The following is a 22063-nucleotide window of genomic DNA, read 5'->3' on the forward strand; positions in this document are numbered from 1 at the left end:
CGCGCCAGCGGCGGCCTGGGGCTGGGCCTGTCCATCGTCAAGCACCTGGCCGAGCTGCACGGCGGTGGTGTGGAACTGAGCAGCCCGGGCCTGGATGCCGGCACCACGGCGCGCGTGTGGCTGCCGCTGCAGCCGGCCATGGCCGACGGCGGGCCGGCTCCGGAGACCCAGCCCGGCGCGCTGGACGACGCCGCGCTGGCAGGCCTGAGCGGCCGCCGGGTGCTGGTGGTGGAGGACGACCGCGACGCGGCCGAGATGCTGGAGCACATCCTGGAGGACCGCGGCGCCCAGGTGCGCATCGCGGGCGACCACGACAGCGGGCTGGCGGCGCTGCAGGACGCGCGGCCCGACCTGCTGCTGAGCGACATCGGCCTGCCCGGCAAGGACGGCTATGCGCTGATCCGCCATTGGCGCGCGCAGGAAAAGCGTGACGGCCAGCCGCGTCTGCCGGCCATCGCGCTCACCGCCTTCGGCCGGCCGGACGACCGCGCCATGGCGCTGGACGCAGGCTTCGACGCGCACGTGGCCAAGCCGTTCGAGCCGCAGCTGCTGCTCAACACGATCCGCCGGCTGCTGGGGTGAGCCATGGTCCGCGCGGCGGACTACATGGCACCTGCCTGCGCACCGTCAGCCGCTCTGCGCCGGCCGCGCCAAGCTCGGGCCCATCCCTTTTCCAGACAGGAGTTCCGTCCATGCCAGCGCCGCAGCATCTTCGCCTCGCCCTTCCCGCCCTCTGCGCGGCCGCCGCCCTGGCCCTGCTCAGTGGCTGCGGCGAGGCCTCGCGGCTGCCCGAGACCGGCGTGGCCGGCTCGGCGCCGCAGCTGCCCGCACCCAGCACCAGCCTGATCCCCACCGTCAAGGTCGCGCCTGTGGAAGGCTGGGCTGCCGACGCGGCGCCCAAGCCCGCGCCCGGCATGACCGTGACGGCCTTTGCGCGCGGGCTCAGCCATCCGCGTTGGATCACCGTGCTGCCCAACGGCGACGTGCTGGTGGCCGAGAGCAACAAGCCGGCCAACGCGGGCGAAGGCAAGCCGCCATCCTTGCGCGGCTGGGTGCAGGGCCTGTTCATGAAACGCGCCGGCGCGGGCGTGCCCAGCGCCGACCGCATCACGCTGCTGCGCGATGCCGACGGCGATGGCGTGGCCGAAGTGCGCAGCGTGCTGCTGCAAGGCCTCACCTCGCCCTTCGGCATGGCGCTGGTGGGCCAGACCCTGTTCATCGCCAACGCCGACGCGGTGGTGAAGCTGCCCTACCAGGTGGGCCAAACCCAGGTCACGGCGCAGCCGACCAAGCTCGTGGACCTGCCCGCGAAGATCAACCACCACTGGACCAAGAACCTGATCGCCAGCGCCGACGGCAAGAAGCTCTACGTGACGGTGGGCTCCAACAGCAACATCGGCGAGAACGGCCTGGAGAACGAGGAAGGCCGCGCCGCCATCTGGGAGGTGGACGCCGAGACCGGCCAGCACCGCGTCTACGCCTCGGGCCTGCGCAACCCCAACGGCATGGCCTGGGAGCCCGGCAGCGGCAAGCTGTGGACCGTGGTGAACGAGCGCGACGAACTCGGCAACGACCTCGTGCCCGACTACCTGACGGCGGTGGAGGAAGGCGCTTTCTACGGCTGGCCCTGGAGCTACTTCGGCCAGCATGTGGACGAACGCGTGACGCCCGCGCGGCCGGAGATGGTGGCCAAGGCGCGCGTACCCGACTACGCGCTGGGCGCGCATGTGGCGCCGCTGGGCCTTGCCATGGGCGACAGCAAGGTGCTGGGCGGCAAGTTCGGCACCGGCGCCTTCATCGGCAACCACGGCTCGTGGAACCGCAAGCCACCGAGCGGCTACAAGGTGGTGTTCGTGTCGTTCGTGGATGGCAAGCCGCAGGGCCTGCCGCGCGACGTGCTCACCGGCTTCCTGACCGAGGACGGCAAGGCTTTGGGGCGGCCCGTGGGCGTGGCGCTGGACCAGCGTGGAGGATTGCTGGTGGCCGATGACGTGGGGAACGCGGTGTGGCGTGTGGGAGCGCCGGGCGGCTGAGCTGCGGCCCGGCTTGCCCCATCAGAAGTCGACCGAAGCGGACAGCATCAGCGTGCGGGGGGCGCCGACGGTCACGTAGGTGCTGGTGATCCAGTAGTCGCGGTCGAACACGTTCTCCAGGTTGGCGCGCAGCGTCACGGGCTTGCCGGAGATCCTGGTGGCATAGCGCGCACCCAGGTCCAGGCGGGTCCAGCTCGGCATGTTCAGCGTGTTGGCGGGGCTCGTGTAGACGCTGGAGGTGTGGATCACGCGGCCGTTGACGCTCAGGCCGGGCACCCAGGGCGTGTCCCAGTCCAGGCCCAGGTTGAAGGTGCGGTCCGGCACGCCGGGGGCGTTGTTGCCCTGGTTGGCCGGCGCCGTGCGCGTCAGCTTGGCGTCGTTGAAGGCCATGCTCGCCATGGCCCGCAATCCACGCAGCACCTCGCCGTAGGCCGTCAGTTCCAGCCCGCGGTTGCGTTGCTCGCCGTCAAAGCTGTAGATGTTGTTCTCGGTGAGCGAAGCAGGCCGCTTGATCTGGTAGAGCGCCACTTGCGTCATCAAGCGGCCCCAATCCACCTTGACGCCCAGCTCGATCTGCCTGGACTTCTGCGGTGGAAACAGCTGACCTTCGTTGTCCGTGCCTTCGGGCGCCACGCCGCCGCGGACCAAGCCCGCGGTGTAGTTCGTGTAGATCGACACATTGTTGACGGGCTTCACAACCAAACCGGCCAAAGGCGAGGTCGCACTCCTTTTGTAGGGTGTCGGGTTGGTCCCGAAGGATTCTTGCTCGATGGTCTGGTCGCGTACGCCGAGGGTCAGCAACACGCGGTCATTCGCAAATGCCATCGTGTCGACCAGCGCAATGCCGTACTGATGGAGTTCGTTGGACTTCACCGGCTCGCCGCGCACGCCCACCATGGGGATCAGGGGCGTCGGGTTGTAAATGCTCGATGGCGTGGAGGCCCCGGTGGTGAACAGATTGCCCGCCTCCTGCTCCAGCAGGTTCACACCCAGCGCGACCGTGTGCTTGACGGAGCCGGTGCTGAAGCGGGTGCGCAGGCCGGCATCGGCAGCGGTGGTCTTGCCGTAGTAGTCGTACCAGTTGTTGGTCACGGTGAAGCTGCCGTCCTGCCGCAGCCCACCCACAGCGCGCGGAAAGACCTGCTGGTAGTCGACCTCCGAGTAGCCAACGCCACCCCACACCGTGGTGCGGTCATCGATGTCGTACTCCAGCCGCGTCGACACCAGATCGACGTTGTCCTTCAGGTCCGTTCCCGGATACCAGTTGCTGCGTGGGGACGGCGGATCGATCGGCCGCGTGACCGTCGAAGCGAAGCTGATCTGAGGCCGGAACTCGACCGTCTTGCCACGGCTGGACATGGCGTCCAGCGACCAGCGCAGCCCCGACCCCGCATAGTCCAGCCCCAGGGACGCCAGGCCGAGGCGCTGGCGGCCACCGTCCACATTGCCCTCGCCATTGCGCCAGACGCCATTGACGCGCACGCCCCATTCGTTGTCTTGGCCAAAGCGGCGGCCCACATCCAGGTGCGTTCCGAACTGCGCTTGGCCCATGTACGTGCCCGTCAGGCGCGTCAGCGGAATGTCGCCGGCCCGCTTGGTCACGATGTTGATGCCGCCACCGATGTTGCCGGTGGGCGACATGCCGTTGAGGAACGCGCCGGGGCCCTTCAGCACCTCGACCCGTTCGGTCATCTCCAGCGGGATGCGTGTCGTGGGCGCCAGGCCGTACAGCCCATTGAACCCCACATCACCATTCGGCACCGTGAAGCCGCGGATCTGGAAGTCGTCGCCGAAGCCACCGCGCGACGTCAGGTTGCGCACCGAAGCATCGTTCATCACCACATCGGCGACCGTCAGTGCCTGCTGGTTCTGGATCAGCTCGGCCGTGTAGTTCGTCGTGCTGAACGGCACGTTCATGAGGTCGGTCGTGCCCAGGATGCCCAGGCTGCCGCCGCGCGCCAGCTGGCCCCCCGAATAGGTCTTTTGCAGGTTGCCGATGGCTTCGGCCTGGTCGGACACCGTCACTTCCTTGAGCTGGGCACTGCCGGGCGCGGTCTGCGCCAGGGCGCCCACTGACGCGATGGCCATGCTGGCCCCGATGCATTGGCGCATCAGTCGCGCAAGCGGAGTGGGCACAAAACGCTGGGCACGGCGGGACGAAAGACCGGAAATTGAATGCATGGAATGGCGTGCAGAAGATCGGAAACAAGAGGGGTCGAACACGGGCATAGCCGTGCGAAGCCTTGGACGGGCACCAACCCCATGCCGAGCGGCATAGCAATGCGAACTATTCACATTTGCAAAAATTCTAACGAGAACTTGCGTGTTTCCCGCCACGAATTCCCGGGCTGGATCACCTGGATGTGGTGCGTTCGAGACAGCGGACGCTGCCCGCGGAGCGCGCTGAACGGCGCCCGCCCGCCTGCTCAGCCCGAGCGCCGCGGCGGCCAGCGCCACCAGGCCCAGGCCACGGCCAGGCCGAACAGCGTGTAGGCCAGCGTGAACACCCAGGCCGGTGCGTCCCAGTACAGCAGCCGGTGCAGCCAGTGCTGCAGGAAGCCCCCGGCATAGCCGCCCTGCCCGGCCGCCACGCGCAGCGCGACCTCCCAGGTGGTCAACGGGCAGGTGATGCCCAGCCAGGCTTCGGTCACCACGAAGCCGATGGCCGCCAGGTGCAGCAGCCGCAGCCACCAGTGGTTGACCCAGCGCCAGCCGGCCAGGTTGCCGCCGACCACCAGCAGCAGCCCGCCGACCACGAACAGCACGATGGCCACGTGCAGCACCAGCACCGCATCGGCCAGCAAAGAAAAGCTCATGGATGCATCTCGTCCACCGGCGCCGGTGCGCGGTGCGCCGAGATGCACGACAGCACGGCCGCCGTCACCAGCACCATGGCGGCCCACTCCCAGGCCGTGGGCCAGCGCGCTTCCCACAGAAAGCCGTAAAGCAGCGCGAACAGCGTCTCGAACACCACCATCTGGCCGACCAGCGTGAGCGGCAGCAGCCGGCTGGCCTGGTTCCACAGCGCGTTGCCCAGCACCGAGGCCAGCAGTGCCACGCCGGCCGAGACGCCGACGAAGCGCCACCAGGCGCCGGCCGGCTGCAGCATGAGATCGGCCAGCACGAAGGCCGGCACGGCCAGCACCAGCGCCTGGGCGCCCGTGACCACACCTGTGAGCAGGCTCCAGTCGTGCGCCGACACACCCTGCAGCCGCGCCAGTTGCCGGCTGTTGCCCACCGCATAGCTGGACCACGAGACCAGCGCGCCGACCGCACAGGCGAAGCCCAGCCAGCGCTGCGCCTGTGGCAGCGCCGACGCGCCCGCGAGCGACTCCCAGGCGATGCAGGCCACGCCAGCCAGGCCCAGCACCAGGGACGGCGCCAGCCGCCCGAGCGGCACCGCGTTGGCGCCGCGGCTGCCGATCCAGGTCACCGCCACGGGCAGGAAACCGATCACGAGCGAGGTCATGGCCATGCCGCCGATCTGCACGCTGCTGGCCAGCAGCACGTAGTACAGGGTGTTGCCCAGCAGGCTGAGCCAGAACAGCGCGCGCCATTCCCGCCCGCCGACGTGCGGGCGCACGGCGGGCCAGCGCGGCAGCAGCAGCGCCGCGGCGATCAGGCCGTAGGCCAGGTAGCGCGCAGCCGAAAGCTGCAGCGGGTTGAATTCAGGCGCCAGCTCGGGCGCGAGGAACACCAGGCCCCAGGCCGCGCCGGCGGCCATGCCGCAGGCCACGCCGAGCCAGGTGCCCGTGGGGGCGTGCATGCGCGGGTCTCCATCGCTGTGCAAAGGCTGCCGAGCTTAGCCGCATGTCGGCGCCGTCCGACAGCAGGTCCCGCCCTGCACTGCCGCCCGCGCGCCGCCAACGCCGCCGCGCCGCGCGGTACAGGGGTCGTAGTCTCCAGCCATGCGTGGTTTCTCCCCCGGTCGCGGCACGAAGATCCTGTTGGGCCTGCTCGGCGCCATCGTCGTGTTCGTGCTGCTGTTCGACTGGGATTGGCTGCGCGGGCCGCTCAACCGCACCATCAGCGAGAAGACGCAGCGCCGCTTCGACAGTTCGCACCTGGCGGTGAAGCTGGGCTGGAACCCCGTCATCCGGCTCAAGGACGTGTACTTCGCCAATGCCGACTGGGCCGACGGGACAGGCGACAAGCCCATGGCGCGCATCGGCACGCTGGAGTTCTCGGTCTCGCTGCGCGAGCTGTTCGACGGCAAGGTCTTCGTGCCGCGCGTGGCGATGGACCAGGCCGAACTGAATTTCGAGAAGGCCAAGGACGAGCGCCGCAACTGGGTGCTGGGCGAACCGTCGGAGACCAAGGAGCCGAGCAAGCTGCTCATCTCCAGCCTCTCGGTGCGCCAGGGCAAGCTGCGCTATGTCGACCGGAGCACCCCGCTCGACATCGGCGTCGACGTCGAAACCTTCGAGCCGGCCGCAGCCGCGAAGGCCGACGATGCCAAGGCCCGTCCCGACAACGCGCGCTACACCACCCGCTACCGCTTCGCCGGCAGCTACCACGATGCCAAGTTCAGCGGCCAGGCCCAGACCGGCGACGTGCTGAGCTTCCAGGGCTCCGACGTGCCCTTCCCCATCCAGGGGCGCCTGGTGGCCGGCAGCACGCGGCTGGACGTGGAGGGCACCGTCGCCGATGCGGCCAACATCAGCGGCATCGACGTGCGGCTCAACATCGCGGGCAGCACGCTGGCCAACCTCTACCCCTTCCTGCTGCTGCCGCTGCCGGCCTCGCCGCCCTACCAGCTGTCGGGCCACCTGAAGCTGGACGGCAACCGCTATTCGATGCAGGACATCCGGGGCCGCATCGGCAAGACCGACGTGGCCGGCGAAGCCGCCTACGTGCAGCGCGAACCGCGTCCGCTGCTCACCACCACGCTGCACAGCAAGCTGCTGAACCTGCCCGACCTGGGCCCGCTGGTGGGCCTGACCACCAAGGAGACCGCCCAGTCGCGCCCGCTCACGCAGGCCGAGACGCAGACCCGCGCGAGCGCGCAGGCCCGCGAGAAGCAGAGCAGCGGCGACCGTGCCCTGCCCACGGGCACGGTGCAGGGCGAGCGGCTGCTGCCCACGGGCAAATTCGAAGGTGGGCGTTTCAAGGCCATCGACGCCGAGGCCGACCTGCGCGTGGACCGCATCGATGCGCCCGACTTCATCGCGCTGCAGAACCTGCGCGTGAAGCTGGACCTGAAAGACGCCGTGCTGCGCCTGGACCCGTTCGACGTGGACCTGGCCGACGGCGAGATCCGCTCCGTGCTGCGCCTGGATGCGCAGCAACCCACCCTGCGCGCGAACGTGGACCTCACCGCGCGCCGGCTCAAGCTGGCGCGGCTGGTGCCGCCCTCGCCGCGGCTGGCGCCGTCCAGCGGCGCCATGGGGGCGCGCATCAAGCTCAGCGCCAGCGGCAACTCCATCGCCGACCTGGCGGCCAAGGCCGACGGCCAGGTGCAGGCCGCGCTGTCGCGGGGCCAGGTGTCGAACCTGCTCGATGCCGTGTCGGGCCTGAACGGCGGCAAGATCATCACGCTGCTGATGGGCGGCGACAAGCCCATCCCGATCAACTGCGGCGCGGTGTCGTTCGACGTCAAGGACGGCCAGGGCAAGTCGGAGGTGTTCGTCGTCGACACGGCCGACACGCGCATCGAGGGCGACGGCACCTTCGACCTGGACCACGAGCGCTTCGACCTGACCATCGCACCCAAGCCCAAGCGCGCCGGCATCCTGTCGCTGCGCACCCCCGTGCGGGTGTACGGCAGCCTGCGCTCGCCCGACTACGAACTCGACAAGGCCGGCCTGGCCCTGCGCGGCGGGGGCGCCGTGGCGCTGGCCCTGGTCAACCCGCTGGCCGCCCTGCTACCCTTGATCGAGACCGGTCCCGGCGAAGACACCAACTGCCAGCAGCTGCTGGCCACCGCCGGCCCGGCTGCCAAGGCCGCCACCCCGTCCCCCACGCGATCCAGACCATGAGCACCCTGCCCCCCACTTCCGCCGCAGCGCAGCGCCATGTGCCGGACCGTCCCGTCCTGCCCACATTCAAGCAATGGCTGGCGCTGTGCAAGCAGGCCGTGCAATCATGGTCCGACGACTACGCGCCCAGCATGGGGGCCGCGCTGTCCTACTACAGCGTGTTCTCGATGGCGCCGCTGCTGCTGATCGTGATCTCGGTGGCCGGCCTGGTGTTCGGCGAGGAAGCCGCGCGCGGCGAGCTGTTCGGCCAGTTGGCCGGCCTCATGGGCGCGGACGCGGCCAAGACGCTGGAGACACTGCTGGCCAGCGTGAACAAGCCGGCGCAGGGCATCGTCTCCACGCTGATCGGGTTGGGCGTGCTGCTGATCGGCGCCACCACCGTCTTCGGCGAGCTGCAGAACGCGCTGGACCGCATCTGGCGCGCGCCCGCACGCAACACCGGCGGCGGCCTGTGGAATCTGCTGCACACGCGGCTGCTCTCCTTCGGCATGGTGCTGGGCATCGCCTTCCTGCTGATGGTCTCGCTGGTGCTGGGCGCCGTGGTCTCGGCACTGGGCAAGTGGTGGGGCGATGCCTTCGTCGGCTGGGAGATCGCGGCCCAGCTCATCAACATCGTGCTGGGCTTCGCGTTGACCACCGGCGTGTTCGCGATGATCTACAAGATCATGCCGCGCGTGCATGTGCGCTGGTACGACGTGTGGATCGGCGCGGCCGCCACGGCGCTGCTGTTCACGCTGGGCCGCTTCCTGATCGGGCTGTACATCGGCAAGAGCGGCGTGGCCTCCAGCTTCGGCGCGGCCGGCTCGCTGATCGTGATCTTCGTCTGGGTCTACTACTCGGCCCAGGTGTTCCTGATGGGCGCCGAGTTCACCTGGCTGTACGCCAAGCAGTACGGCTCGATGCGGCACCTGCCGGGCTCGGCCACGGCGCCCGCGCCCACCACGGTCAACGGTTAGGCCGCCGGCGCCACGGCGGCGCCCTGGATGCCGTGGCGGCGCAAGGCCTCCGCCACGAAGCCACTGCCCTTCATGTCCTCCACGAAGGCCGCCAACACGGCCTGGGCCGCAGCACCGCGGCCGGCGGGCAGCCCCATGGCCTGCTGGATCACCATGAAGCAGCCCGGCAGCAGGCGCAGGCCGCCCAGCCGCGCGGCGTCGGCCTCGAGTTGCTGCTTCACGCCGGCCGCCACATCCGCGGGCTCGTCCAGGAAGCTCTGCACCACGGCCGGTGAACTCGGCGCGCGCAGGATCGTGGCGGCCTTGAGTTCCCGCGTGAGGAACAGGTCGTACGCGCTGCCCTTGCCGACCATGACGCTGCGGCCCGCGGCATCGACCTCGGCATTGCCCTGCAGCGGCGAGTCCGCGCGCACCAGGTAGCAGCCTTCGATCAGCACATAGGGCGCGGTGAAGCGGATGCCCTCGCCGCGCAGCGGGTCGATCGCGAAGAAGCCGATGTCGGCCTGCTCGGCCTTCACGGCGTCGACCGACTTTCCGGCGGTGTCGAACACCACCAGATCGAGCGGCACGCCCAGCCGCTCGGCGAATGCCCGCGCCAGGTCGACCGAGACGCCCTGGGCCTGGCCCGCGGCGTCGCGGCCGGCCAGTATCGGGTTCCCCAGGTTGATGGAGGCGCGCAGGCGGCCCGTGGGGGCGAAGGCCAGGGCGAGGTCGGCGGCGATGCGGGTCATGCGGAGGGTCCTTTGCGGTGGGTCAGACGCAAGCATGCCAGCAAGCCGGCCGGGCGGTGCCTGTGCGGTGCCGGCCGCCCCGCAGCGCGGGCCCTGGGCGGCCTGGTACGCCCGCCCGGCGCAGCTAGGGCAGGTTCTCGCGGAAGATCACCTGGCTGCGCGTGCTCTCCACGCCCGCCAGGGCGGGCCGGCCTTCGCGCACGTTGACGAAGATGCGCACCGCGCTGGCCAGCGTGGCCTGCGGGCTCTGCGTGATCACCGCGTCCACGCTGCCATCGATCAGCAGCGCGCGCGTGTCGGGCGTGAGGCCGTGGCCGACGAACACCACCTTCTGGTCGCGCCCGGCCTGCTTCAGCGCGCGCGCCACCCCGTCGGACGCACCGCCGATGTTGTAGATGCCGGCGAGAAGCGGGTGCTGCTCCAGCAGCGAGCAGGTCTGCGCATGGTTCTGCTCCGAGTCGTCATGCCCCTCGCGCAGGCCCACCACCTCGAGCTGGCCGAACATCTCGGCCAGCACGTGCAGGAAGCCGGCCTCGCGCTCCTCGTGCGCGCGGTAGCTGCGGCTGCCGGCGATCAGCGCCACCTTGGCCGGGCGCTGCCCGATGAAGCGGCCGATCAGGTAGCCGGCGGTGCGGCCCGCGGCGCGGTTGTCCAGCCCCAGGTAGGCTGTGCGCGACGCATTCGACAAATCCGAGATCAGCGTGACCACGGGCACGCCGGCCGCCACCAGCTCGTGCACGGCCTCGCGCACGGCCGGGTGCTCCAGCGCCATCAGCGCCACGCCATCGGCGCGCCGGCCGTGGCGGCGCAGCGCATCGGCCAGCGCCAGCGGGTTGAAGCTCTCGATGAACTCGCTGCGGCAGCGCACGTTGTAGGGCGTCCAGTGTTCCTGCGAGTAGCCCACCATGTCGCCCAGCATGCGGATGAAGCGGTTGTTGCCGGCCGGCAGCAGGAAGCTCAGCTGCATGGGCCGCGACGCGGCCACCGCGCTGGCCTGCACCGCGGGCAGCACCGCATGGCCGAGCTCTGCCGCCGCGCGCAGCACGCGCTGCTGGGTGGCGGCGCGCACGCCCGCGCGCTGGTTCAGCACCCGGTCCACCGTGGCCGTGGACACCCCGGCCAGGCGCGCGATGTCCGGAATGCGGGGGGCCTTGGCTTCGCTGGATTCCATCAAATTCAATCAAGTTCTTGGCTGGCCTTCTGAGGCATCAATCGATACTATCACTCGCCATTTGTGCCTCAAAGCATCAAATTCCATCAGACCACAGAGCCGCAACGAGCGGCCAATACCGGAGACAGGGTGGGCTACGAATTCGACTTCGCCGCAATGCTCCAGGCCTGGCCGCAGTTCCTGGCCGGGGCCTGGCTGACCGTGCAGCTGTCACTGCCCGCCACCGTGGTCGGCTTCATGCTGGGCACGCTGCTGGCCATCGGCCGGCGCGGCCGGCACGCCTGGCTGCGCAGCGCCTGTGGTGCCTATGTGGAGGTGGTCCGCAACACGCCGCTCCTGGTGCAGGTGTTCCTGGTGTTCTTCGGCCTGGCCAGCCTGGGCTGGAAGGTGCCGGCCTTCGCGGCGGCGCTGGCCGCGCTGGTCCTCAACGTGGCCGCGTACTCGTCGGAGATCATGCGCGCGGGCATGGACGCCATCCACAAGGGCCAGATCGAGGCGGCGGAATGCCTGGGCCTCACACGCCGGCAGATCTACTGGCACGTGATCCTGCGGCCGGCCATGGAGAAGGTCTACCCGGCCCTGACCAGCCAGTTCGTGCTGCTGATGCTGGCGACCTCCATCACCTCGCAGATCTCGGTGGAGGAACTCACGGCCGCCGCAGCGCGCGTGCAGTCGGAAACCTTCCGGCCGTTCGAGGCCTACATCCTGGTGGCCGTGGCCTACCTGCTGCTCTCGCTGCTGATGCGCGCCGGGCTGTGGCTGTTCGGTCAGGCGGTGTTCACGCGGCGCCGCAAGCTCGGTGCGGGGGCAGCCCGATGATCGACGGCGGCCTGCAAGCCATCCACCTGCAGTACCTGGCGTTCGGCGCGCTGTGGACCATCTGCCTGTCGCTGATCGCCTTCGTCGGCGGCAGCATCGCCGGCGGCCTCGTGGCCCTGGCCCGCATCAGCCCGAACCGCCTGGTGCGCTGGGCGGCCATCGCCTGGATCCAGCTGATCCAGGGCACGCCGCTGCTGGTGGTGCTGTTCCTCAGCTACTTCGGCCTGTCGATCGCCGGGCTGGAACTGCCCGCGCTGGTGGCCGCCGGCATCGCCATGGTGGTCTACGTCAGCGCCTACCTGGGCGAGATCTGGCGCGGCTGCATCGAGGCCGTGCCGCGCACGCAGTGGGAGGCGGCCGAGTGCCTGGCCATGTCGCGCACGCAGCGCATGCGGCTCGTCATCCTGCCGCAGGCGGTGCGCATCGCCACACCGCCCACCGTGGGCTTCATGGTGCAGATCGTCAAGAACACCTCGCTCGCATCCATCGTCGGCTTCGTCGAACTGGTGCGCTCGGGCCAGCTCATCAACAACCCCATCTTCCAGCCGTTCCAGGTCTACCTGCTGATCGCGGCCTTCTACTTCGCGCTGTGCTATCCGCTCTCGGTGTGGAGCCGGCGGCTGGAGCGGCGTTTGCTGGTGGGCAAGGCATGAGAAACGTTGTTTCCCTCGAACAGCACCGGACCACGCCGACGGCGTGCCCTGCTCCGCGAATGTCCCCCGCCTTCGGCTCCTCCTTTATTTCGCTGCGCAGGACACGCCATCGACGCGATCCCTCCGCGCCACGATCGACCGCGTCGTGCGACGCGGCGTGCCTTGGGTCGAGGGCAGCGGGTGGCCCCTGCAGCGAAACAAAGGAGGAGGCCGCCAGGCCGGGGGACGTTCGCGGAAGGGGCCACCCGGTGGCCTCGGCCCACGCGCCACACCAGCACCGGAAACCATGAACCCCATCGTCGAACTCCAGGACGTGCACAAGCGCTTCGGCAGCAATGCCGTGCTCCAGGGCGTGTCCTTCGCCATTCCCAAGGGCCAGGTCGTGGCCATCATCGGCCAAAGCGGCTCGGGCAAGAGCACGGCGCTGCGCTGCATCGACCGGCTGGAAACCATCGACAGCGGCCGCATCACGGTCTGCGGCCATGCGGTGCACGACCCGGCGCTGGACATCCGTGCGCTGCGCAAGGACGTGGGCATCGTCTTCCAGAGCTACAACCTGTTCCCGCACCTGACGGTGGAGCAGAACATCACGCTCGCCCCCAAGGCCGTCAAGGGCCTGGGCGCGGCCGCCGCGCGCGCCATCGCCGAGCGCACGCTGCGCCAGGTCGGCCTGCTCGAGAAGGCCCAGGCCTATCCCGAGCAGCTGTCCGGCGGCCAGCAGCAGCGCGTGGCCATCGCGCGCTCGCTGGCCATGGAGCCGCAGGTGATGCTGTTCGACGAGGTCACCTCGGCGCTGGACCCGCAGCTGACCGGCGAGGTGCTGCGCGTGATCGAGCAGCTGGCCGAAGGCGGCATGACCATGGTGCTGGTCACGCACGAGATGGAGTTCGCCGCGCGCGTGGCCGACACCGTGATCTACATGCACGCCGGCCGCGTCTGGGAGACCGGCAGCGGCGCCATGCTGAAAGACCCGCAGACGCCCGAGCTGCGCGCCTTCCTGTCCCACGGGCTATGACAGTTTTCAAGGAGACCCCATGCAACTCTCTCGCATTGTTCTGGCCGCCGCCATCGGCGCGCTGAGCCTGCCGGCGCTGGCCGACCTGGCCGAAATCAAGGCCGCCGGCAAGCTGCGCGTCGGCATCGATTTCGGCGCGCCGTTCTACGGCTTCGTGGACGACAAGATGCAGCCCACGGGTTCGGATGTGGACGCCGCGCGGCTGCTGGCCAAGGACCTCGGCATCCCGCTGGAGATCGTCAACACGACGAACTCGGCGCGCATTCCCAACCTGCTGTCGAACAAGGTCGACCTGGTGATCTCCTCGCTGTCGATCACGCCCGAGCGCCAGAAGGCGGTGGACTTCTCCATCCCCTACGGCGCGATCCAGGCGGCCGTGGGCGCGCCCAAGAGCTTGAAGCTGGCCAACATCGACGACCTGGCCGGCAAGACCGTGGCCGTCACGCGCGGCGGCCCGCAGGACAAGATCGTCACCGAACGCGCGCCGCAGGCCAAGGTCGTGCGCTTCGACGACGAGGCCGCCTCCATCACGGCGGCGGCCACCGGCCAGGCCGACATCGTGGCCATCACGCCGCCCATCATCATGGCGATCGCCAAGCGCAACCCGGCGCGCGAGTTCGAGGTCAAGTTCGTGCTGCAGTCCTACCAGCTGGGCATGGCCATGCGCAAGAACCAGCCTGAGCTCATGAACGCCGTGAACGGCTGGATCAAGACCAACCTGGCCAACGGCAAGCTCAACGAGATCCACCTCAAGTACGCCGGCGTGGCCATCCCCGACGACATCGTCGCCGGCGCGAAATAAGAAGGACGACAGACATGAGCCGTCATTTCGGTGCCATCCGCCAGCTGGGCTACGTGGTCCACGACATCGAGGCCGCCATGGACTACTGGAGCCGCACGCTGGGCGTGGGGCCCTGGTTCTACAACCCCCGGGTGCCCATCGTGAACTACCGCTACCGCGGCGAAGGCCACCAGCCGCACAACTCGGTGGCGTTGGCGAACTCGGGCTACGTGCAGGTCGAACTGATCCAGACCCGCAACGACGTGCCCTCGATGTACCGCGACTTCCTGCAGGCCGGCCGCACCGGGCTGCAGCACGTGGCCTACTGGACCAGCGACTACGACGCCGATCTGGCGCGGCTCACGGCCGAGGGCTTCAAGCCGGTCATGAGCGGCGAGGTGGGCGAGCGCGGGCGCTTCGTCTACTTCGACACCGAGTACCACCCGGGCACGGTGATCGAGCTGTCCGAGGTCGCCGGCCCCAAGGGCAGGATGTTCGACATGATCCGCGCAGCGTCCGAGACCTGGGACGGCAAGACCGACCGGGTGCGGCCGTTCCCCGATCTGAGCACCCTGTGATGACGGCACCGGACCGCATCCACGCCAGCTACCTGATCGAGACGCCGCTGGACCCGGCGGCCGTGGCCGAGGTCATGGCCGGCGAACAGTCCTGCGGCACCTTCAAGCGCGTGGAAGGCGAGACCGACGCACTGCGTGCGCGCGCCCGCGCCACGGTGGAAGGCGTCGAGCCGCTGGACAGCGCCGCGGCGCCGAGCCTGCCCAACGCGCGGCTCAAGCGCCAGCAGGTGCCCGGCCCCTGGCGGCGGGCGCGTGTGCGGCTGTCCTTTCCCGTGGCCAACATCGGCGCCAACCTGCCCACGCTGGCAGCCACCGTGGCCGGCAACCTGTACGACCTGGGCGAGAGCACCGGCATGCGGCTCGAGACGCTGCAGGTGCCCGCGGGCTACCGCCGCCGTTTCGACCTGCCGCGCCTGGGCATCGCCGGCACGCGCGCCGCCACCGGCGTGGCACAGGGCGCGCTGGTCGGCACCATCATCAAGCCCAACGTGGGCTTCTCCAGCGTGCAGACGGCCGAGCTGGTGGGCCGGCTGTGCGCGGCTGGCGTGGACTTCATCAAGGACGACGAGGTCTGCGCCGACCCCGACCACGCGCCGCTGGCCGAGCGCGTGCCGGCCGTGATGGCCGTGGTCCGCGCCCACCAGCAGCGCACCGGCAAGCTGGTGATGGTGGCCTTCAACATCACCGACGAGGTGGACGCCATGCGCCGCCACGCCGACCTGGTCCAGCGCGAAGGCGGCAGCTGCGTGATGGCCAGCCTGAACTGGTGCGGCTTCTCCGCCATCCAGGCCCTGCGCCGCCACACGCCGCTGGCGCTGCACGGCCACCGCAACGGCTTCGGCGCGCTGTCGCGCCACCCGCTGCTGGGCATCTCGTTCCAGGCCTACCAGACGCTGTGGCGCCTGGCCGGCGTGGACCACATGCATGTGCACGGCCTGGCCGGCAAGTTCGCGCAGGCCGACGCTGAAGTCATCGGCTCGGCCCACGATTGCTACACGCCGCTGGCCGAAGGGCTGGACGACGCCGTGATGCCGGCCTTCTCGTCCGGCCAATGGGCCGGCACCGTGCCGCCGACCTGGGCCGCCATCGGCCGCGACGACCTGCTCTTCATGTCCGGCGGCGGCATCCTCGCGCACCCGGGCGGCCCGGCTGCCGGCGTGGCCAGCATCCGCCAGGCCTGGGCGGCCGTGCGCACGGGCCAGCCGCTGGCCGAGGCCGCGCGCCAGGCGCCCGAGCTCGCGCAGGCGCTGGCCTTCTTCGGCACGCCGTGAGCCCTGCGCTGCTCTGGTACGGCGACGACTTCACCGGCGCCACCGACACGCTGGGCACGGCCGCGCGGGCCGGCCTGCGGGCGCTGCTGTTCCTGCGCCCGCCCAGCGGTGCGCAGCTGCGGGCCGCCGGCCCGCTGGACTGCGTGGGCCTGGCCGGCTCGGCGCGCTCCATGGCGCCCGACGCGATGCGGGCCGAGCTCGCGCCCGTGGTGCCGCTGTTCCGGCGCCTGGGCGCGCGCGTGCTGCACTACAAGCTGTGCTCGACCTTCGACAGCGCGCCGCAGGTGGGCAGCATCGGCGTGGCGCTGCAGACCCTGCGCGCGGCGCTGCCGCCGGGCACGCGCACCGCCATCGTCGGCGGCCAGCCCGACCTGGGCCGCCATTGCCTGTTCGGCAACCTGTTCGCGCGGGCCGGCAGCGCCGGCGAGGTGCACCGCATCGACCGGCACCCGACCATGGCGCACCATCCGGTCACGCCCATGGCCGAGGCCGACCTGCGCCTGCACCTGGCGCTGCAGGGCCTGGAGCGGCTCGCGCTGCTGCCCTGGCCCGCGCTGCGCGCCGCCGACCCCTGGGAGCACTGGCAGCGGCTGGCCGACGGTGCGCCGGACGGCGTGCTGTTCGACGTGGCCGACAACGCCGACCTGACCCGCATCGGCCCGCTGCTGTGGCGCGAGGCGCAGCGCGCACCGCTGCTGGTGGCCGGCGCCAGCGGCGTGGTGCAGGCATTGGCGCCGGCCATCGCCACCGCGGCGCTGGCGCCATCGCCCGCCGTGGCTCCGGCGCGGGGGCCGGTGTTCGTGCTGGCCGGCAGCCTCTCGCCGGTCACGGCCGAACAGGTGCAGGCCGCGCACTCCTACGAGAAGCTCTGGCTGGACGCGCCCGCGCTGGCGAGCGAAGCCGCCTACCGCGCGCAGGCCGCGCAGCGCATCGCGGCGCTGCTGCGCCAGGGCCGCCATGTGCTGGCCTGCACGGTGGCGCCGCAGCAGTCCGGCCCGCAGCCGCTCGATGCACGCGCGCTCGCGCTGGCCGGCGGCGCCCTGCTGGCCCAGGTGCTGGCGGCGCAGCCGCTGGCACGCGTGGGCGTGGCCGGCGGGGACACCTCCAGCCTGGCGGTGCAGGCGCTGCCCGCCTGGGGACTGTCTTACGCTGGCGCCGTGGCGCCGGGGGTCTCGCTGTGCCGCATGCACAGCGACGACGCCACGCTGCACGGCAGCGAGATCGCGCTCAAGGGCGGGCAGATGGGCACGCCGGACCTGTTCGAACGGCTGGTGCACGGCAGCGCCTGACAGCGGCGCGCCACAATCCGCGCATGCCCCCTGCACGTCTCCACAGCGTCCTGTTCATCTGCACCGGCAACATCTGCCGCTCGCCCACGGCCCATGCGCTGCTGGTGCACAAGGCCCGCGCGGCCGGCCTGCAGCTGGAGGTCGACAGTGCCGCCATCTCCGACGAAGAGCGCGGCAACCCGTTCGACCGCCGCGCCGCGGCCGAACTGAAGCGCCGCGGCGTGCCGGCCCACGAGCACTGCGCGCGCCAGGTGCGGCGCGAGGACTTCGCGCGCTTCGACTGGATCGTCGGCATGACGCAGGCGCACTGCGCAGCGCTGCGCCGCCAGGCGCCGGCAGGCGCCCATGCGCAGATCGCCTTGATGCTGGACTTCGCGCCCGGCCATGCAGGCGAGGACGTGCCCGACCCCTGGTACGGCGGCGCGCAGGACTTCATCCACGCCTTCGACCTGATCGACAGCGGCGTGGACGGCCTGTTGGCCCGGATCAGCCCACCGAGCCCGTGACGGGCAGCACGATGCCGCTGATGTAGCTGGAACAACAGGGCGCGGCCAGGAACACGAAGGCCGGCGAGATCTCCTCGGGCTGCGCGGGCCGGCCCATGTCCGTGCCGGCGCCGAACTGTTCGATCTCGTCGGCCGGCTTGTCGGCCGGGTTCAGCGGTGTCCAGACCGGGCCCGGCGCCACGGCGTTGACGCGGATGCCCTTGTCCATGAGGTTGGACGCCAGCGACATCGTGAACGCATGGATCGCGCCCTTGGTGGCGGAATAGTCCAGCAGGTGCTTGCTGCCCTTGAGCCCCGTGACCGAGCCGCAGTTGACGATGCTGGCGCCACGCTGCAGGTGCGGCACGGCCGCCTTGGCCATGTGGAAGTAGCCGTAGACATTGGTGCGCAGGGTCTCGTCGAAGCGCTCCTCGCTCAGGTCCTCGATGTCCTGCGCATGCTCCTGGAAGGCTGCGTTGTTGACCAGCACGTCGAGCTTGCCGAAGGCCTGCACGGTCTGGGCCACGGCATCGCGGCAGAACGCAGGGTCCTTCACGTCGCCGGGGATCAGCAGGCAGCGCCCGCCTTCGGCCTCGACCAGCTGGCGTGTCTGCACGGCGTCCTCGTGCTCGTCGAGGTAGACGATGGCGACATCGGCGCCTTCGCGCGCGTAGAGCACGGCCACGGCTCGGCCGATGCCCGAGTCGCCGCCCGTCACCAGCGTGGCGAAGCCGGACAGTTTGCCGCTGCCCTTGTAATGCGGGGCCTCGAAGCGCGGCTTCTGCGCCATCTCGGCCTCGTGGCCGGGCTTGGCCAGGTGCTGGCGCGACAGGGGCGGTGCCGGCTCTTCGCGCTGCGGTCCGGGTGCGGGCTTCTTGCCCTTCTTGGCGCTGGCCTGCGGCTGGCCCTTGGCCTGGGCGCGGGCTTCGGCGTCGCGGTGGTCCTGTTCGCGCTGGATGCGTTGCTGCTTGCGGGCGGTGTCGTGGGCCTGGGCGGTCGGGGATGGACTCTTGCGGGGCATGGAATCTCCTGAATGCGGCTGTTGCCGCCATGCTGCGCGGCCCCGAGGGCGGGCTGTTTCGGACGGCGGCGCAGCCATGTGTCAGCCGGTGCGCTGCATCCAGATGCCGCAGCCTTCCTACGTCCGCTGACGCGGCGGCCTACAGCGCCGCCGGCACGCGCGCACTAGGCTGGTGGGCAGCACGAAACCAAGGAGAAAGACACATGGCACGCAGCAGCATCCTGGGCGGCGAGACGCCCGCCACCCGACCCAGCGGCAACGACGTCGACACGCTGGGCCCCAGCGACACGTCGGACAGCGGCAGCGATGTGCAGGGCGAACGCCGCATGGCGACCGAGGCCGACAACCCCGCCGAATGGGGCGCGGTGGTGAACGGCCACGACTCCGACAGCGACGCCTCGGGCACGGGCGAACGCGCCTCGGCCGTGGGCGACGATGGCCGCGCCAACGCCGACATCCTGCCCGACCGCATCGTCACGCCCGGCGTGGGCGCCGGCCGGGATGCGCTGGACGAAGTGCCGGGCCTGGCCGGCGAGGATGGCGAGAGCGAGGACGACCCGATCGAAGGCACGGGCGACGACGACAGCATCTAGGCCGTCTCGCGCAATGCGCGCTTGAGCACCTTGCCGTAGCTGTTCTTGGGCAGCGCGTCGACGAACACATAGCGCTTGGGCCGCTTGAACCGCGCGATCTGCGCCAGGCAATGCGCGTCGAGCGCGGCCGCATCGACCACCGCACCGGGTGCAGCCACCACATGGGCGACGACGACCTCGCCCCACTCCGCGTCCGGCGCGCCGACCACGCAGGCCTCTGCCACGCCGGGGTGCGTGAGCAGCACCTCTTCCACCTCGCGCGGGTAGATGTTGGAGCCGCCGCTGATGACCACGTCCTTGGAGCGGTCGCGCAGCGTCAGGCAGCCGTTCTCTCCCTGCACGCCGATGTCGCCGGTCCACAGCCAGCCGCCGCGCAAGGCCTGGGCCGAGGCCTCGGCGTTGCGCCAGTAGCCGGCCATCACCGTGGCGCCGCGCACCGCGATCTCGCCCGGCTCGCCCGGCGGCAATGGTTGGCCCTGCGCATCGAGCACCGCGACCTCGGTGCCGCTGCGGGCCCAGCCGACCGAGGCCAGCTGGTGCGCCGGTGCACTGCTGTGCTCGGCGCGCGTCAGGCCGGTGATGGTCATGGGCGTCTCGCCCTGGCCGTAGATCTGGGCGAACACCGGGCCGAAGGCGTCCATGGCGCGGCGCAGCTCCTCCAGGTACATCGGCCCGCCACCGTAGACGATGCAGCGCAGATGCTGCGGGCGCTGGCCACCGCGCGCGGCCAGCGCCTCGCGCAGGCGCTGCACCATGGTCGGCGCAAGGAAGGCACCGCAGCCGGGGTGCGCATCGCACAGCGCGAGGAACTCCGCCGGCTCGAAGCCATGGGAGGCCGGCACCACCTGGCGCGCCCCGCGCGCCAGCGATGGCAGCAGGTACAGGCCGGAGCCATGCGACATCGGCGCGCCATGCAGCTGGCTGCACTGCGGGCCGAGCTCGGGCTCGATGTCGGCCAGGTGCGCCACCGCCATGGCCACCAGGTTGCCGTGGGTGAGCATGGCGCCCTTGGAGCGGCCGGTGGTGCCGCTGGTGTAGAACAGCCAGGCGAGCGTGTCGGCCGCCACCGGTGCGATCTGCAGCGCGGCCGGCGCCAGCAGGGCGCCGTAGGCCGGACTGTCCAGCGCGATGCACTGGCACGGCAGGCCCTGCAGGGCCGGCGCCAGCTCCGGCGAGGCGAACAGCAGGGCCACCTGCGCGTCCTCGACGATCTGGGCCACTTCGCGCGCGTGCAGCTTGTAGTTGACGGGCACGGCGACCAGGCCGGCGGCCCAGATGCCGAACAGCAGCTCGACGAACTCCGGCCGGTTCTCCGAGACCAGCGCGATGCGCGCGCCGGGCACATGGCGCGCACGCAGCGCCGCGGCGATGGCCGCTGCACGGGTGCGCAGTTGCGCAAAGGTCCAGAGCGTGTCGGCCCCGAGGCAGACGGCCGGCAGGCCGGCGTGTCGGGTGGCGGATTGGTCGAGCAGGACGGCAAGGTTCATGGGCGAAGGTCTCCGGCCGCGAGCATAGGTTCAATCCGGCCGGATGGCGGCCGCCCTGGCGTCCTTGGCTTCCTCGGCTGCCCGGCCCCGGCGCTCTGCGTGCGCCACCGAACTGTCACACCAATGCAACATCCCGGATGCAGCATGACCGGTTGCCCGACGCCATGGACAGCGACCTCCCGATCGAACCTACACGCTATGGCGCCGATGCGCATGGCCTGGTCTGTGGCTACCGCTTCGAAACTGCCACCGCGGCCTGCCCCATCGGATCCGACGAGGCGGCGCAGTGGCTGGCCGGTGCCACGGACGGCGGCTTCGTCTGGCTGCACTTCAACCTGTCGCACGCCGGTGCCGAGCGCTGGCTGCAGCGCCACGCGCAGCTGCCCGAGTCCTTCTACGACACGCTGCACGACGACCACCGTTCCACGCGGCTGGAGCGCGACCAGGCTGCGCTGATCGCGGTCATCAACGACGTGCAGTTCGACTTCGCGTTCGAGTCCTCCGACATCGCCACGCTGTGGATCGGCGTGGACCGGCGGCTGGTGGTCACGGCGCGCCAGTCGCCGCTGCGCTCGATCGACCGCCTGCGCACGGCCATCCGGCGCGGCGAGCCCCTGCGCTCGACCACCGAGCTGCTGGAGTGGCTGCTGCGCTCGCAGGCCGAGGTGCTGGTCGACGTGGTGCGCGGCGTCACGCGGCGCATCGACGAGGTCGAGGACGCATTGCTCGCAGGCCGGCTGCAGCACAAGCGCACACGCCTGGGTGTGCTGCGCCGGCTGCTGGTGCGGCTGCAGCGGCTGCTCGCGCCCGAGCCGGCCGCACTGTTCCGCCTGCTGCAGCACCCGCCGACCTGGATGGTCGAGCGCGACGTGGACGAACTGCGCCAGGCGACCGAGGAGTTCTCGGTGGCGCTGCGCGACATGGCGGCACTGCAGGAGCGCATCAAGCTGCTGCAGGAAGAGATCGCCGAAGCCGTCAACGAGCGCACCAGCCGCAGCCTGTTCGTGCTCACCGTGGTCACCGTGCTGGCCCTGCCCATCAACATCCTGGCCGGCCTGTTCGGCATGAACGTGGGCGGTGTGCCATTGGCCGAGAACACGCACGGCTTCTGGATCCTGGTGGCCGTGGTCATCGCCTTCACGGCGGTGGCCGGCTGGCTGGCCTTCCGCGGCCACAACGACCGTTAGCATGCCTGCCATGTC

General features: G+C 70.6%; 21 protein-coding genes. 14 read left to right on the forward strand and 7 right to left on the reverse strand.

What is annotated here, in order from left to right:
- Both DES41_RS36000 and DES41_RS36005 read left to right on the forward strand, forming a co-directional pair.
- Positions 1-582 (forward strand): response regulator (locus DES41_RS36000; protein WP_147283054.1); only part of this gene is annotated, 582 nt, incomplete at its 5' end.
- A 110-nt stretch (positions 583-692) separates the two neighbouring features.
- Entirely contained in the window at positions 693-2033 is a 1341-nt protein-coding gene (locus DES41_RS36005; RefSeq protein WP_114472504.1) for a PQQ-dependent sugar dehydrogenase, read from the forward strand.
- Between the two features lie 21 nt (positions 2034-2054).
- Here DES41_RS36005 and DES41_RS36010 read toward each other — a convergent pair whose 3' ends face one another.
- From DES41_RS36010 to DES41_RS36020, 3 genes are all read right to left on the reverse strand, one after another.
- Positions 2055-4121, reverse strand: a complete 2067-nt coding sequence (locus tag DES41_RS36010) for a TonB-dependent receptor (protein ID WP_245966037.1) — start codon at positions 4119-4121, stop codon at positions 2055-2057.
- 338 nt (positions 4122-4459) lie between these two features.
- Positions 4460-4849 carry a DUF2784 domain-containing protein gene (locus DES41_RS36015; protein WP_114472506.1) on the reverse strand — a complete coding sequence of 130 codons (390 nt, stop codon included), beginning with the start codon at positions 4847-4849 and terminating at the stop codon, positions 4460-4462.
- Positions 4846-5799, reverse strand: coding sequence for a DMT family transporter (locus DES41_RS36020; protein ID WP_114472507.1), 954 nt, complete (start codon positions 5797-5799; stop codon positions 4846-4848). The genes DES41_RS36015 and DES41_RS36020 overlap by 4 nt, the downstream gene beginning before the upstream one ends.
- Positions 5800-5941: 142 nt before the next feature.
- Between DES41_RS36020 and DES41_RS36025 the strand changes: the two genes are divergently transcribed.
- Positions 5942-8011 (forward strand): AsmA family protein, encoded by a 2070-nt coding sequence (locus tag DES41_RS36025; RefSeq protein ID WP_114472508.1) that lies wholly within the window; start codon positions 5942-5944, stop codon positions 8009-8011.
- Positions 8008-8967, forward strand: coding sequence for a YihY/virulence factor BrkB family protein (locus tag DES41_RS36030; RefSeq protein WP_114472509.1), 960 nt, complete (start codon positions 8008-8010; stop codon positions 8965-8967). The genes DES41_RS36025 and DES41_RS36030 overlap by 4 nt, the downstream gene beginning before the upstream one ends.
- On the opposite strand, the gene DES41_RS36035 is transcribed toward DES41_RS36030, so the two are convergent.
- Positions 8964-9698 carry an ABC transporter substrate-binding protein gene (locus DES41_RS36035; protein ID WP_114472510.1) on the reverse strand — a complete coding sequence of 245 codons (735 nt, stop codon included), beginning with the start codon at positions 9696-9698 and terminating at the stop codon, positions 8964-8966. The two genes, DES41_RS36030 and DES41_RS36035, sit on opposite strands and share 4 nt — an antisense overlap.
- A gap of 124 nt (positions 9699-9822) precedes the next feature.
- The gene (locus DES41_RS36040; protein ID WP_114472511.1) at positions 9823-10869 is read right to left on the reverse strand and encodes a LacI family DNA-binding transcriptional regulator; all 1047 of its coding nucleotides are present in this window, start codon (positions 10867-10869) and stop codon (positions 9823-9825) included.
- Positions 10870-10998: 129 nt separating this feature from the next.
- On the opposite strand from DES41_RS36040, the gene DES41_RS36045 reads away from it, so the two are divergent.
- The 8 genes from DES41_RS36045 (at position 10999) to DES41_RS36080 (ending at position 17781) form a co-directional block, all read left to right on the forward strand.
- Positions 10999-11688: an amino acid ABC transporter permease gene (locus DES41_RS36045; RefSeq protein ID WP_114472512.1), complete on the forward strand. Its 690-nt coding sequence runs from the start codon at positions 10999-11001 to the stop codon at positions 11686-11688.
- Positions 11685-12341: an amino acid ABC transporter permease gene (locus DES41_RS36050; protein ID WP_114472513.1), complete on the forward strand. Its 657-nt coding sequence runs from the start codon at positions 11685-11687 to the stop codon at positions 12339-12341. Before DES41_RS36045 ends, DES41_RS36050 begins: the two co-directional genes overlap by 4 nt.
- A 286-nt stretch (positions 12342-12627) precedes the next feature.
- The gene (locus DES41_RS36055) at positions 12628-13356 is read left to right on the forward strand and encodes an amino acid ABC transporter ATP-binding protein (protein WP_114472514.1); all 729 of its coding nucleotides are present in this window, start codon (positions 12628-12630) and stop codon (positions 13354-13356) included.
- Positions 13357-13375: 19 nt separating this feature from the next.
- Positions 13376-14158, forward strand: a complete 783-nt coding sequence (locus DES41_RS36060) for a transporter substrate-binding domain-containing protein (RefSeq protein WP_114472515.1) — start codon at positions 13376-13378, stop codon at positions 14156-14158.
- A gap of 14 nt (positions 14159-14172) precedes the next feature.
- Positions 14173-14715, forward strand: coding sequence for a VOC family protein (locus DES41_RS36065; protein ID WP_114472516.1), 543 nt, complete (start codon positions 14173-14175; stop codon positions 14713-14715).
- On the forward strand, positions 14715-15986 hold the full coding sequence (locus DES41_RS36070) for a ribulose-bisphosphate carboxylase large subunit family protein (RefSeq protein WP_114472517.1): 1272 nt from the start codon (positions 14715-14717) through the stop codon (positions 15984-15986). The genes DES41_RS36065 and DES41_RS36070 overlap by 1 nt, the downstream gene beginning before the upstream one ends.
- Positions 15983-17275: a four-carbon acid sugar kinase family protein gene (locus DES41_RS36075; protein ID WP_114472518.1), complete on the forward strand. Its 1293-nt coding sequence runs from the start codon at positions 15983-15985 to the stop codon at positions 17273-17275. The genes DES41_RS36070 and DES41_RS36075 overlap by 4 nt, the downstream gene beginning before the upstream one ends.
- A gap of 23 nt (positions 17276-17298) precedes the next feature.
- Positions 17299-17781, forward strand: coding sequence for a low molecular weight protein-tyrosine-phosphatase (locus DES41_RS36080; protein ID WP_114472519.1), 483 nt, complete (start codon positions 17299-17301; stop codon positions 17779-17781).
- On the opposite strand, the gene DES41_RS36085 is transcribed toward DES41_RS36080, so the two are convergent.
- Positions 17762-18781, reverse strand: a complete 1020-nt coding sequence (locus DES41_RS36085) for an SDR family oxidoreductase (protein ID WP_114472520.1) — start codon at positions 18779-18781, stop codon at positions 17762-17764. The two genes, DES41_RS36080 and DES41_RS36085, sit on opposite strands and share 20 nt — an antisense overlap.
- Before the next feature lie 203 nt (positions 18782-18984).
- Between DES41_RS36085 and DES41_RS36090 the strand changes: the two genes are divergently transcribed.
- Complete coding sequence (locus tag DES41_RS36090) at positions 18985-19374, forward strand: hypothetical protein (RefSeq protein ID WP_114472521.1); 390 nt, start codon at positions 18985-18987, stop codon at positions 19372-19374.
- Here DES41_RS36090 and DES41_RS36095 read toward each other — a convergent pair.
- On the reverse strand, positions 19371-20861 hold the full coding sequence (locus DES41_RS36095) for an AMP-binding protein (RefSeq protein WP_114472522.1): 1491 nt from the start codon (positions 20859-20861) through the stop codon (positions 19371-19373). The genes DES41_RS36090 and DES41_RS36095 overlap by 4 nt on opposite strands.
- A gap of 164 nt (positions 20862-21025) precedes the next feature.
- Between DES41_RS36095 and DES41_RS36100 the strand changes: the two genes are divergently transcribed.
- Positions 21026-22048 (forward strand): transporter, encoded by a 1023-nt coding sequence (locus DES41_RS36100; protein ID WP_114472581.1) that lies wholly within the window; start codon positions 21026-21028, stop codon positions 22046-22048.
- The last annotated feature ends 15 nt before the right edge of the window (positions 22049-22063 follow it).

This window comes from Pseudorhodoferax soli, assembly GCF_003337555.1.
Classification (GTDB): domain Bacteria; phylum Pseudomonadota; class Gammaproteobacteria; order Burkholderiales; family Burkholderiaceae_C; genus Pseudorhodoferax; species Pseudorhodoferax soli.